Source organism: Agrobacterium sp. 5Ca50 (genome assembly GCF_055381905.1).
Genome location: NZ_AP026439.1, coordinates 658,434 through 671,747 on the forward strand (window position 1 = coordinate 658,434; position 13,314 = coordinate 671,747).

Below are 13,314 nucleotides of genomic sequence, written 5' to 3' on the forward strand. Positions count from 1 at the left end.
CACGGACGTCGCAAGGTTTTGCTGCCCGGGACATTGGATCCTGATGGCGCAATATCCGAGCGGCGTTTTTTTTTATTTCCGGATTTTTTTCGCAAGAAACAAACCACCGTTCTGGTGGTCACCAAAAGGGGAACATGCGAATGAAAAATATACTCACGGGTTCTGTTAGTCGCCGCGGTCTTTTGAAAACCACAGCAACCGCTGCCCTGATTACGGCGGTCCGGTCAGCATTTCCATCCGGTGCCTTTGCTGCCGCTTCCACTCCGGAAGTGACAGGGGCAAAGCTCGGTTATATCGCCCTGACGGATGCCGCTCCTTTGGTGGTGGCAGCGGAAAAAGGCCTGTTTGCCAAACATGGCATGCCGGATGTTGAGGTTATCAAGCAGGCGTCCTGGGGTGCGACACGCGATAATCTGGTGCTGGGTGGTGCCTCTAACGGCATTGATGGCGCGCATATTCTGACGCCAATGCCTTATCTCATGCATACCGGTAAGGTAACGCAAAACAATGTGCCGGTGCCGATGGCAATTCTTGCTCGCCTCAACCTTGATAGTCAGGGCATTTCGGTCGCCAAGGAATATGCCGAGACAGGCGTTCAGCTTGATGCGTCGAAATTGAAGGCAGCGTTTGAAAAAAAGAAAGCTGAAGGCAAAGAAATCAAGGCCGCCATGACGTTCCCTGGTGGAACACACGATCTGTGGATCCGCTATTGGCTGGCTGCGGGTGGTATCGATCCCGACAAGGACGTGTCCACCATTGTCGTTCCTCCTCCGCAGATGGTCGCCAATATGAAGGTTGGCAACATGGATGTTTTCTGTGTTGGTGAACCGTGGAATGAGCAACTCGTCAATCAGGGTATCGGCTTCACAGCCTGTACCACCGGCGAGCTGTGGAAGGGACATCCCGAAAAGGCGCTCGGCATGCGTGCCGATTGGGTCGAGAAAAATCCAAATGCTGCAAAGGCCCTGCTCATGGCCGTGATGGAGGCGCAGCAGTGGTGCGACAGCATGGACAACAAGGATGAGATGTCGACGATCCTTGGCAAGCGTCAATGGTTTAACGTGCCCCCGAAAGATGTTTTGGGCCGCCTAAAAGGCGACATCAACTACGGCAATGAACGTTTCGTTCACGGCAGTGATCTCTATATGAAGTTCTGGAAAGACGGTGCGTCTTATCCATACAAGAGCCACGACACGTGGTTCATTGCTGAAAATGCCCGCTGGGGCAAGTTTGCACCAGACACTGATATCAAGGCGCTGGTCGATCAGGTCAACCGCGAGGACCTGTGGCGGGAAGCAGCGCAAGCGCTTGGCGTCGCTGCTGCCGATATTCCTGCCTCACCTTCGCGTGGCAAGGAAACATTCTTCGACGGCAAGGTCTTCGATCCGGAAAACCCATCATCCTATCTCGAAAGTCTCAGCATCAAAGTTGCCTCCTGAGGAGGAGAGCGGGGATGTGTCATGCCTTAGCGTCGCACCCTTTCGTTCCCCTCTTTGGTGCGGTCCGACCGGCGGGCATATCCCCACGGCATACAATTGATTTTAAAGGAATAATTCATGTCTGCATTGGCCCGTGAATTGCAACCGCAACCGGAAAAGCCGAAGATTTCCAAGGCGACAGTCGTGACACTGACGACGAAGCCTGCTTCGCGTTTTCGGTTTGACCAAATTGGTATTGCTGCTGCACGCAATACGCTGCCGCCTCTGGTGGTCTTGGTGATGATGCTGGGGATCTGGCAGTTTCTCTGTTCTGCCCCAGGTGCGACCTTGCCGCCTCCCAGCCAGGTTTTTCAGGAAAGCTATGACCTGATTGCCTATCCTTTCTTCAACTACGGCTCGCAGGATATCGGTCTTGGCTGGCGTGTCCTGGTGTCGCTGGAGCGTGTCGCTTACGGGTTTGGTCTTGCCGCGATTGCCGGCGTCGTGGTCGGTGCTGTCATCGGACAATCGATATGGGCCATGCGTGGTCTCGATCCAATCTTTCAGGTGCTGCGTACAGTACCGCCGCTTGCCTGGCTTCCGCTTTCGCTTGCAGCGTTTCAAGACAGTAATCCATCGGCAATTTTTGTGATTTTCATCACGTCGATCTGGCCGGTCATCATCAATACGGCCGTGGGTGTGCGTAACATTCCGCAGGACTATCGCAACGTCGCCAAGGTGTTGCGGCTCAATCAGCTAGAGTTTTTCTTCAAAATTATGCTGCCGTCCGCCGCGCCGTACATTTTCACCGGGCTTCGCATTGGTGTTGGCCTGTCCTGGCTGGCTATTGTTGCAGCCGAGATGCTGACGGGTGGTGTCGGTATTGGCTTCTTCATCTGGGATGCGTGGAATTCATCGCGGCTGCCCGACATCATCGTCGCGTTAGCATATATCGGTGTGGTCGGCTTTGTCCTCGACAAGCTGGTGGCCGCACTTGGAAAATTCATCACCCGTGGCGCCGCGGCAAATTGAGGAGCCCATCATGAATGCTTATCTCAAGCTTGATCATATCGACAAATATTTCGACAAGGGTGGTTCTCGGGCCGAGGTATTGAAAGGCATCAACCTCACCATCGACAAAGGTGAGTTTGTGTCGGTCATCGGCCATTCCGGATGCGGAAAATCGACGATGCTGAACCTGATTGCAGGCCTCACCAAGGTGTCTTCTGGCGCGGTTTTGCTTGAAAACCGTGAGGTGAATGAACCGGGCCCGGAACGTGCCGTCGTATTCCAGAACCACAGCCTGCTTCCCTGGCTGTCGGTCTACGAGAACGTCAATCTGGCGGTTGAAAAAGTATTCAGCTCCACCAAAAGCAAATCAGAGCGGCATGACTGGGTCATGCGCAATCTTGATCTGGTTCAGATGGGGCACGCCCGGGACAAGAAACCCTCGGAAATTTCCGGTGGCATGAAACAGCGTGTCGGCATTGCCCGGGCACTTTCTATGGAGCCAAAAATTCTGTTGCTGGATGAGCCGTTTGGCGCGCTGGATGCGCTGACACGTGCGCATCTCCAGGACGCGGTGATGGAAATCCATGCCCGCCTCGGGAACACCATGGTGATGATTACCCATGATGTCGACGAAGCGGTGCTGCTGTCCGATCGCATTGTCATGATGACCAACGGACCAGCCGCCCATATCGGTGAAGTGCTTGACGTGCCGCTGTCTCGACCACGCAACCGGATCGAACTTGCGGCCGACAAAACCTACCTCAAATGCCGAGAAGCCGTTTTGAAGTTCCTTTACGAACGTCACCGTTTTGTTGAAGCCGCGGAGTGAAACCATGACGCAAAAACTTGTCATTATCGGCAACGGCATGGCTCCGGGCCGCATGCTCGAAAATCTGTTTGAGACGGCTCCAGGCCTTTATGATGTTACGATTTTTAATGCCGAGCCTAGAGTTAACTACGACCGTATCATGCTGTCACCGGTGCTTTCCGGCGAGAAGGATTATGAAGATATCATCATTCATTCGGATGAATGGTATGCGGCAAATAATGTGACATTGCACAAGGGAGCCAAGGTCTCCGGAATTGATCGTGATCGCAAGACAGTAACCAGCGAAAACGGTATTACAGTTTCCTACGACAAGCTGGTTATTGCCACCGGCTCCTCGCCATTCATCATCCCTGTTCCGGGGCACCAGTTACCGGGTGTTCTGGCCTATCGTGATCTTGATGATGTCACGAAGATGCTGGATATCTCGCAGCGTGGCGGCCGGGCAATTGTCATCGGGGCTGGTCTTTTGGGGCTTGAAGCAGCCTATGGGCTGAAGCGTCAGGGAATGGACGTTACCGTCATTCACCTGATGCCGACCATCATGGAGCGCCAGCTTGACCCCGCCTCTGCCTATCTTCTTGAAAAGGCTCTCACGGATCGCGGTATCGACATCATCACCAAAGCCAACACCAAGCGTATTCTCGGTGCGGATAAGGTGGAGGGTATTGAACTCGAAGATGGCCGCATCATACCAGGTGAGATGGTGGTTATGGCGGTCGGCATTCGTCCGTCCGCCGGGCTTGCGAAGGATGCTGGCCTTACCGTCAACCGAGGTATCGTGGTCGACGATGGCATGATGACCTCTGATGCTTCGATCTATGCGTTGGGTGAATGTGCCGAACATCGTGGCATGTGCTACGGCCTTGTCGCTCCGCTTTATGAAAGTGCAAAGGTTTTGGCCGACAGGCTGACTGGCGGCCAAGCGGAATATCATGGCTCCGTTACCAATACTAAGCTGAAGGTCACAGGCATCAATCTGTTTTCTGCAGGTGATTTTGCCGAGGGTGACGACCGTGAAGAGATCGTGCTGCGTGATGCCACGGCCGGCGTCTACAAACGCCTGATCCTTAAAGAAAACCGTATTATCGGTGCTGTGCTTTACGGTGAAACCTCGGATGGCTCGTGGTTCTTCGACCTGTTGAAGAAAGGCACGAATGTCTCCGAAATGCGGGATACACTGATTTTCGGGCAAGCCTATCAGGGTGGTTCTCCGCTCGATCCGATGGCGGCAGTAGCAGCCTTGTCAGCTGATGCGGAAATATGCGGCTGTAACGGCGTCTGCAAGGGACAGATCGTCAGTGCCATTACATCAAAGGGTCTGACGAGCCTTGACGACGTTCGTGCCCACACCAAGGCCTCTGCCTCCTGTGGCAACTGTACGGGTCTGGTTGAGCAGTTGATGACCCTGACGCTTGGCGACAGTTACAATCCGGCAGCCGTTCAACCGATGTGCAAATGTACGGATCTTGGCCATGATGATGTTCGCCGACTGATCAAAGCCAAGGGTCTGAAGTCAATTCCTGCTGTCATGCAGGAGCTGGAATGGAAGACATCATGCGGTTGCGCGAAATGTCGCCCGGCGCTGAACTACTACCTCGTCTGTGGCTGGCCAGATGAATATGCCGACGATTACCAGTCCCGTTTCATCAACGAGCGCGTTCACGCAAATATTCAAAAGGATGGCACCTATTCTGTTGTGCCGCGCATGTGGGGCGGTGTGACCAATGCCAATGAATTGCGCGCAATCGCCGACGTTGTCGACAAGTTCGAAATTCCCCTTGTGAAAGTTACAGGCGGCCAGCGTATCGACCTGTTGGGGATCGAGAAAGAGGATTTGCCAGCGGTATGGGCTGATCTTGGCAAGGCCGGGTTCATTTCCGGCCAGGCCTACGCCAAGGGTCTGCGGACGGTGAAAACCTGCGTTGGCCAGCAGTGGTGCCGCTTTGGAACACAGGATTCGACCGGATTTGGTGTGCGCATCGAAAAGTTCATGTGGGGTTCCTGGACACCTGCAAAATTGAAGCTGGCCGTGTCAGGTTGTCCACGCAACTGTGCTGAGGCGACCTGCAAGGATATCGGTGTCATCTGCGTGGATTCCGGTTTCGAAATCCATTTCGCCGGTGCCGCCGGTCTGGATATCAAGGGGACCGAGGTTCTTGGTCTTGTTAAGGCCGAGGATGAGGCACTTGAGCACATTGTGGCTCTGACCCAGATGTACCGTGAACAGGCGCGGTATCTTGAGCGCATCTACAAATGGGCCAAGCGTATCGGTTACGACGAGGTTCGCCGCCAGATTATGGAGGATGGCGAAAAGCGGCGCGCGTATTACGACCGCTTTGTGTTCAGTCAGAAATTTGCGCAGGTCGACCCATGGTCCGAACGTGTGTCGGGCGAACATAAACATGAGTTCAATCCGATGGCGACCATCGGTTTTAATCAGGCCGCGGAGTAAAGCCATGAGCAACTGGGTCGAAATTGGTCATGTCTCGGATATTCCACAGCGAGGTGCGCGCTGCGTGAAAACGCCTATGGGGAAGATTGCCGTTTTCCGCACAGCGGACGATCAGATCTTTGCAATTGAAGATCATTGCCCGCACAAGGGCGGTCCGCTTTCACAGGGCATCGTCCATGGCGCGTCCGTTACATGTCCATTGCACAACTGGGTGATCTCGCTTGAGACGGGGAAGGCCTTGGGAGCGGATGAGGGGGAGGTGAGAACCATTCCGGTCCGCAACGTTGACGGCATGTTGGCCATTGCGCTTGAAGCGCTGATGATCGCGGCAGAATAACCGTATTCTAGTCGCGGTCCTGCATTCGAAAACGCCTGCGCCATTTTCTCCTGGCGCAGGTTCAAACACAACAGCCACATTTTCAATGCCAACGCGACCTGCAGCAGATCGGCCGCTACGATGGAAGGGATTATCCATGGATGTCGTGCAAACCAAGAGAAATGAAGCGGTGCGAATGGAGACGCTGGCCAAATTGCCGGTGTTCTGGGATTTGAATGGCAAACCCGTCGTCTTGTCTGGTGGATCGGATGCTGCTGCCTGGAAGGCCGAACTCGTTCTGGCCTGCGGTGCACAGCTACATCTTTACTGCCCGCAACAGCAGTGTGGCGAAGCCATGTTGTCGTTGATGGCGCGCGTTTTGCCAAATCCGGCGGCTGCGATCATCCATCACGATACAGAATGGTCTGCGGAATGCTTTCAGGGAGCTGTTCTGGCGATTGCTGACTGCGAGGGCGAACAGGATGCCGTGGCGTTTTTTGAGGCCGCCAAACGTGCAGGCGTTCCTGCCAATGTCATCGATAAACCCCAGTTCTGCCAGTTTCAGTTTGGTTCGATCGTCAATCGATCACCTGTTGTGGTTGCGATTTCCACTGATGGTGCAGCGCCTATCCTGGCGCAGGCTATCCGCCGACGCATTGAGACCTTGCTACCGCTGTCGCTTCAGAAGTGGGCCGACATGGCCCAACATATTCGTGAGCATGTGAACGGCTCACTTGCGCCCGGAAATGCCCGGCGGAACTTCTGGGAGCGGTTTGTTGATCGCGCATTTACCGAGAGTGCCGACAATCAGATGCAGGACAAGTTATTGTCGGATATCGGCGGCGCCGGAAAACTCGCCAGTGGCAGCTATGGCAAGGTCACGCTGGTTGGTGCCGGGCCGGGGGATGCGGAGCTGTTAACGCTCAAGGCGGTTCGTGCACTACAGGCGGCAGATATTATTCTGTTTGATGACCTTGTGTCTGATGAGGTGCTTGAACTCGCCCGACGTGAGGCCAAACGCATGCTGGTTGGTAAGCGTGGTGGCCGCACAAGCTGCAAACAAGAAGACATCAACGCGATGATGATCAGTTTCGCCAAGGCTGGCAAAAGGGTTGTGCGGCTGAAATCAGGCGATCCGATGATTTTCGGTCGGGCTGGGGAAGAAATTGCAGCTCTTGAAGGCGAGGGTATCCCGGTGGAAATTGTGCCTGGCATTACTGCAGCGAGCGCCATGGCGTCCCGTCTCGGCGTTTCCCTGACCCATCGCGATCATGCGCAATCGGTAAGGTTTGTGACCGGTCATTCCCGGAGAGGTCATTTGCCGGAAAATCTGGACTGGTACAGCTTGGCTGATGCGACGATAACGACGGTCTTCTATATGAGCGGGCGTACTGCACCAGAAATCAAAGCACGCCTCATCGAACATGGCATGAGCGATTGCACACCCATTGTTATCATGAGTGCTATTACCCGCGCTGGAGAGCGGCGCTGGTGCGGACGTTTGCGCGATCTCGATGCCGGAATTATTGAAATTGGTGTAGATGAGCCGGTTTTGATCGGCATTGGCAATGCATTTGCACCAGCGCTTAAGCGGCGTGGTGAACAGCCAATCGAACACTTTGTTCAAATGGCTGTGTAACCAGATATATTGTCTATGTATCTTAGCCGGTTGGTGTTTCGGTAAACGGGTCTAACAATGTGTCGTTTTCCCGCTGCCGCATCATGACCAAATCAACGATATCCGCACTTGGTCGGTAACCCGATACCATTGTGCCCATCAGCTTGCGCACCTCAACGAGATCATTGGCATCCATCGCCGATTTCAGTTTTTCGAGCATGGATTCCAGTTCAGGCCAGGGGAAAAACTCCTCATGGGCCGTCATGATGCGAGGGTGTGTCGTTTCAGCAGGATTATCGCCGATCAGCAGCTCCTCGTAGAGCTTCTCGCCCGGTCTTTGTCCGGTCATGACGAACTCGATATCACCCTCCGGATTTGTCTCATCCTTGATTGTCATACCTGATAGCTCAACCATGCGGCGGGCGAGATCGATGATCTTTACCGGTTCGCCCATATCAAGGACGAAAACATCGCCACCTGTGGCCATCGCACCTGCCTGAATGACCAGCTGAGATGCCTCAGGAATTGTCATGAAGTAGCGGGTCATTTCCGAATCGGTAAGCGTGATCGGGCCACCATTGGCAATTTGCTGTCGGAACAATGGAACGACCGAACCCGAGGAACCAAGCACATTCCCAAATCGTACCATAGAGAATGTTATGTCAGAGTTTTTGACGGCGAGAGCCTGCAGAACCAGTTCTGCAACTCGCTTTGACGCACCCATTATGTTGGTAGGGCGAACGGCTTTGTCCGTGCTGACCAATACGAATGATTTTACGCCTTTTTCTATCGCAACTCGGGCGGTCTCAAGCGTGCCGAGAACATTGTTGGAAATACCCTCTACCGGGTTCTGTTCGACGATTGGCACATGCTTGTATGCCGCAGCATGATAAATTGTGTGGGGTTTGAAGCTTTCCATAATGTCGGCCATGCGCTTCGCATCGCGCACTGAGCCGAGAAGAGGGACAACGATATCTTCCTTGGAGGGATCGTTACGCACCAATTCGGCGTGAATGGAATAAAGTGTGAACTCGTTCTGTTCGAACAAAATCAATCGCTCGGGACCGATCTGCAGGATCTGACGACACAGTTCGCTGCCGATTGAGCCGCCAGCGCCTGTCACCATGACAACCTTGTCTTTGATGTTGCGTTTGAGCAGTTCTTCGGACGGCTTGACTGGTGGGCGGCCGAGAAGGTCGTCAATGGCCAATTCCTGGAAATCCGCCATATGCACGCGACCCTGTGCAATCTCGCTGACATTCGGCACCAGCCTAACCGCAACACCAACACCCCGGAGGCTTTCTATAATCGCCATTCGGCGTTCAGCGCTGATATTTGGTACAGCGAGAAGAACGGTTTTGACGTTCAATAAGGTAGCTGCATCTTTGAGTTCGTGCGGTGCATAAACACGCACACCGTTGATCAGCGCGCCATGAAGGTGCTTGTCATCATCAAGGTAACCACGCACCGAGAGCTGCCCACCGTTCAGCAGTGCGCTCGCAAGCTGGCGACCGACGGTTCCGGCACCGTAAATCAGCACATTGCGTTGGGCGTTTTTGCTGAGTTCACGCCGGTAGGGAGCGCCGAGTATCTGGCGTGTAACCAATCTCGAGATGCTGATGGCCAACAGCAGCAGGAGAGGCTGCATGATGCCGACCGTTCTTGGTATGCCCGGCACGCTGATAAAGGTGAACACCAGCATGAACAGAACGCCATAGATCGCGATGGCCCGGATGATGGCCAGAAAAGCGGCCCAACCAATGTAACGAAAGATAGCTCTGTACAAGCCGTTCACAATGAAGAGCGGTAGAGCAATGGCGAGAGAAACCGGAATCGTCAGAAGCTGGACGCCCGACAGGAAATCCCATGTATCCAGCCGTAAAGAAAAGGCCAGCCATAGCGTCAGCACACACAGAGCGCTGTCAACGCACAGGGCGGTAAAGCGCTTTAGCCAGCGCGGGAGGCTCAAAACGACCGAAATAATGTTTCTAAATGCCATTCGTTGATGCCTGGTGCCAATACCGCAGATGTATTCCCGTCACGGAGCGATCGCAGCCTAAGGAGGTTGGTTGTCATGAAACTTTATCAAGCATGGATATGTTTTTATAATGCGACATCTCTCATGTCTTGAAATCTGGTGATAAGTTCAAAAATGCTCAACTGCAACGTTTTACCGCTGTCTTGCGTGAGCGGAAATCGCCTACTCCTCTTTTGGTCAAACTTTAAGGGATTTGCCCGAAAAACCCAAAAGTTCAACAAAATGCTCGATGACAGAACTTTCGGAAAATCCACCTGCACGGAAGTGACTGAGGGCTGCTTTTGAATGTGCTGCCAATATCGACGGGTTTTTCGCATATACATCAGTTGCGGACGCGATGTCATCGGCCATTTCAGAGAGCGCTCCGGGTTTAATAAGTACGCCTGTCTCACCATCCAGCACGATCTCGTTACAGCCAGGAACATCAGTCGCTATTGATGCTATACCGCAGGCCGCCGCTTCAATTAAAATACGGGGTATACCCTCTCCGTACAAAGTAGGAAGGCAAACGACATCAACGGTTCTAAGAAGTGACGGCATATCATTTTGCTCACCCAAAAACGTGATTGCTGGATTGCGCGCCAATTCTTCTGCAGAATAGCCATCGGGATCATCTGCTTCGATCATCCCAGCTACGACATACTGGATTGAACTACCATGGACGTTTTTTTGTGCCGCCATGAGGAATGCCTCCAGGCCCTTTGATTTCAGCAGTCGAGAGGCAAACAAAATCCGCAAAGCGCCCGTCGGCTCGGTTTTTTCCTTTGGGTAGAATAGGGCGGGATTGACGCCGGCGCCTTTGATGACAGATGCATTGGTTTGAATGACAAGTTTTTTCTCAACAAAAACAGAAAAATCGTGTTGAGTTTCGAATGTGAAATGAACGTCTTTTTGCGATGAGATAAATCTGAGGGCCAATCCGATCAGTTTTCGAGCAAAATTTGCCATGAACCCAGACATGGAGCTCGATGGTGACATGAGCCGCCCTAAGCCTGGTATGGTGATTAGAACTCTCTTTGGGCCTCCGCCTAATGCTCGGGAAATTAGCGCGGCAATGCCAGCATAGATTGCGGGTTTTAAAGTTATCAGATGAACTGCTTCAGGTTTCGTCCGAAGAAATATTTTCAACGACCTGACAGTCAGAGCCGCGTCTAAGAACGGATTGAATGAAAAACGTTCAATCGGTGTGTGCTCAAAATCAAGGTCTGGTTGATCCGATACCTGCGCAAATCGACCTCCGGTTACAATCGTAACCTGATGGCCGTTCTTTTTAATTTTGAGTGGCACCTCCGCCCTATGCCGGAGGAAGTAATCAAGGTCGTTACAAATTACCACCAAGCCAGACATCTTTTTTATCTCAATTGAAGTGCAAGAATTTAGGGCGAAAACAGCGCGACACATTCCAAAAAGTAGAGTTTCCTCAAACTAATTTGACTTGGAGTTTAGTTTGCATTGCCATTGTCCGACTTATGATGTCAATGCGCGACATCCGGATTGCAGCAACGACGCATTTATCAGGTGAAATTGTATGAAGGCACAGATACCACTGACGTTTGTAATTCCGTCATATGGGCGTCAGCAAAAACTTGAACGCGCTGTAAACAGCATCTTGGAGCAAGATGTTTGGCCGGTAGAGGTATTGGTTATTGATGATGCGTCGCCGGAGCCGCTGGTGTTGTCTGAACGTACTGCATCAACAGGCATAGTAAGGATTGTCCGGCTGGATGCGAATGGCGGTGCGGGAAACGCACGCAATGTCGGCTTGGAGATTGCCAAAACCGAGTGGGTCAGCTTCTTAGATAGCGATGATTGGCTGCTCCCCGGCACGATGGAAGCGCGGTGGGCATATCTTGATGACGCAGAGAAGCATTGCCCAGTGCCAGGCCGAACCGTTTATGGCTGTGGCTGGATGGACGTTTTGCCGAGTGGAGTTTTATGGCAGGAGAGAGTTCCTCTACCTGCTTCCACACCGGATGAGTTTTTCCGAGGGTGCTGGTTCGCGCCGGGCTCGTGCATCGTACTAAATCGCGCTGAAATCATGAATGCAGCTGGTGGTTCCGATGTCAGTCTACGTCGTTTGGAAGATTATGAATGGTTCGTGCGCATTGCGTTAGCTAACTTCGAACTGAAAATTCAAGACATGATTGGTGTCGCTGTAGAAAGAGGCAATAATACAAACCTCGTTGCTGTGACGAATGCGTCCGCCTATATCCGTCATAAAATTGCATCGCTAACCACCGACAAATCCTTGCGCAAGACCGCTGATGCCTACCTGTTTTACGAACGCGCGGCATCGGCATGGCGTGAACGTCGCTTGGCAAGTTTTTTGTTGTTGATAACAGCGTCGCTTTTGTCCCGGCCGAGGATTAAGCTTTCTCCGTTACCCGGATGGCGTGTGCGGCGGTTACGGTAGTTGTACGGTGGTTACACAGGCCTGGAGCGGCGGTATCGTAGAATTTTGACAGTTGTCGATAGGTAGTGCTTCGTGTAAGTGGTGGTCAATTCTGCGACGGTTTTTTACATGATCGCGAAGTTCGTATCACTAAAATATGGATTTTATCTTTGCAAAAACGCGCACTTATCACTGGTGTAACTGGACAAGATGGCGCTTACCTGGCCGAGCTACTGCTTTCCAAGGGCTATGCTGTCTGGGGCGTAAAACGGCGGTCGTCGTCCTTTAACACCGGTCGAATTGACCACCTGTTTAAAGACACACACGAAGAGGCTACGAATTTCCGTCTTGTTTACGGAGATATGACAGACTCGACGAATATTATCCGAATTATTCAAGAAATTCAGCCTGATGAGATTTATAATCTCGCCGCTCAGAGTCATGTTCAGGTGAGTTTTGAGACTCCCGAATATACTGCAAATGCTGATGCTACCGGAGCGCTGCGTATTCTTGAGGCTATTCGTCTGTTGAAGCTAGAAGGTAAGACGCGGTTCTATCAGGCGTCTACATCAGAGCTTTATGGCAAGGTACAAGAAATACCACAAAAAGAAACGACACCATTTTATCCCCGCAGCCCCTACGCGGTGGCGAAGTTGTATGCCTATTGGATTACGGTGAACTACCGCGAAGCTTATGGCATGCATGCCTCTAATGGAATTCTATTCAATCACGAAAGCCCGCTTCGCGGTGAGACGTTCGTTACTCGAAAAATTACACGAGCCGTTGCTGCTATCGAGCTTGGACAGCAGAAAGCACTCTATCTCGGTAATTTGGATGCGAAGCGAGATTGGGGACATGCGCGTGACTACGTCGAGGGCATGTGGCGAATTCTGCAGATGGATCAATCCGACGATTATGTGTTGGCGACTGGTGAAACCCATGCTGTCCGCGAATTTGTAGAGCTTGCTTTTGCTGAAGTTGGTCGCGAAATCGCGTGGAGCGGTACCGGAGTGGACGAAGTTGGTGTTGATGCGAAAACCGGCGCTGAGTTGGTGAAGATTGATCCTCGGTATTTCCGCCCAACAGAAGTTGATCTGCTGCTTGGCGATCCTTCTAAGGCGTTTGCCAAGTTGGGTTGGCGCCATACGACACCTTTCCGCGACTTGGTAAAGGAAATGGTTGCAAGCGATCTGGAAGAAGCGCGCTGTCTTGACCGAAGTAATGCGGCGAAGGTCTGACC

Annotated in this window: 10 protein-coding genes; 8 read left to right on the forward strand and 2 right to left on the reverse strand. The window is 52.6% G+C overall.

Annotated features, from left to right (window positions below; genetic code table 11):
- Window positions 1-140: 140 nt before the first annotated feature.
- The 6 genes from ACZ5FM_RS20600 to cysG all read left to right on the forward strand — a co-directional run bounded on the left by ACZ5FM_RS20600 (window position 141) and on the right by cysG (window position 7,665).
- Window positions 141-1,439, forward strand: a complete 1,299-nt coding sequence (locus ACZ5FM_RS20600) for a CmpA/NrtA family ABC transporter substrate-binding protein (protein WP_464040585.1) — start codon at window positions 141-143, stop codon at window positions 1,437-1,439.
- Between the two features lie 117 nt (window positions 1,440-1,556).
- Complete coding sequence (gene ntrB, locus ACZ5FM_RS20605; RefSeq protein ID WP_312947654.1) at window positions 1,557-2,450, forward strand: nitrate ABC transporter permease; 894 nt, start codon at window positions 1,557-1,559, stop codon at window positions 2,448-2,450.
- 10 nt (window positions 2,451-2,460) lie between these two features.
- Window positions 2,461-3,258, forward strand: a complete 798-nt coding sequence (locus ACZ5FM_RS20610) for an ABC transporter ATP-binding protein (RefSeq protein WP_192489293.1) — start codon at window positions 2,461-2,463, stop codon at window positions 3,256-3,258.
- Window positions 3,259-3,262: 4 nt separating this feature from the next.
- Entirely contained in the window at window positions 3,263-5,710 is a 2,448-nt protein-coding gene (nirB, locus tag ACZ5FM_RS20615) for a nitrite reductase large subunit NirB (protein ID WP_464040586.1), read from the forward strand.
- Between the two features lie 4 nt (window positions 5,711-5,714).
- Window positions 5,715-6,047, forward strand: a complete 333-nt coding sequence (nirD, locus tag ACZ5FM_RS20620; protein WP_464040587.1) for a nitrite reductase small subunit NirD — start codon at window positions 5,715-5,717, stop codon at window positions 6,045-6,047.
- 136 nt (window positions 6,048-6,183) lie between these two features.
- Complete coding sequence (cysG, locus tag ACZ5FM_RS20625; protein ID WP_464040588.1) at window positions 6,184-7,665, forward strand: siroheme synthase CysG; 1,482 nt, start codon at window positions 6,184-6,186, stop codon at window positions 7,663-7,665.
- Between the two features lie 22 nt (window positions 7,666-7,687).
- Here cysG and ACZ5FM_RS20630 read toward each other — a convergent pair whose 3' ends face one another.
- Together ACZ5FM_RS20630 and ACZ5FM_RS20635 are read right to left on the reverse strand one after the other, a co-directional pair.
- On the reverse strand, window positions 7,688-9,643 hold the full coding sequence (locus tag ACZ5FM_RS20630; RefSeq protein ID WP_464040589.1) for a polysaccharide biosynthesis protein: 1,956 nt from the start codon (window positions 9,641-9,643) through the stop codon (window positions 7,688-7,690).
- Window positions 9,644-9,859: 216 nt separating this feature from the next.
- Complete coding sequence (locus ACZ5FM_RS20635; protein ID WP_464040590.1) at window positions 9,860-11,029, reverse strand: glycosyltransferase; 1,170 nt, start codon at window positions 11,027-11,029, stop codon at window positions 9,860-9,862.
- Window positions 11,030-11,210: 181 nt separating this feature from the next.
- Here ACZ5FM_RS20635 and ACZ5FM_RS20640 point away from each other — a divergent pair, with 181 nt between their 5' ends.
- Together ACZ5FM_RS20640 and gmd are read left to right on the forward strand one after the other, a co-directional pair.
- Complete coding sequence (locus ACZ5FM_RS20640) at window positions 11,211-12,095, forward strand: glycosyltransferase family 2 protein (protein ID WP_464040591.1); 885 nt, start codon at window positions 11,211-11,213, stop codon at window positions 12,093-12,095.
- Between the two features lie 140 nt (window positions 12,096-12,235).
- A complete protein-coding gene (gene gmd / locus ACZ5FM_RS20645) occupies window positions 12,236-13,312 on the forward strand; it encodes a GDP-mannose 4,6-dehydratase (protein ID WP_464041064.1) in 1,077 nt (358 codons plus the stop codon).
- Window positions 13,313-13,314 lie beyond the last annotated feature (2 nt).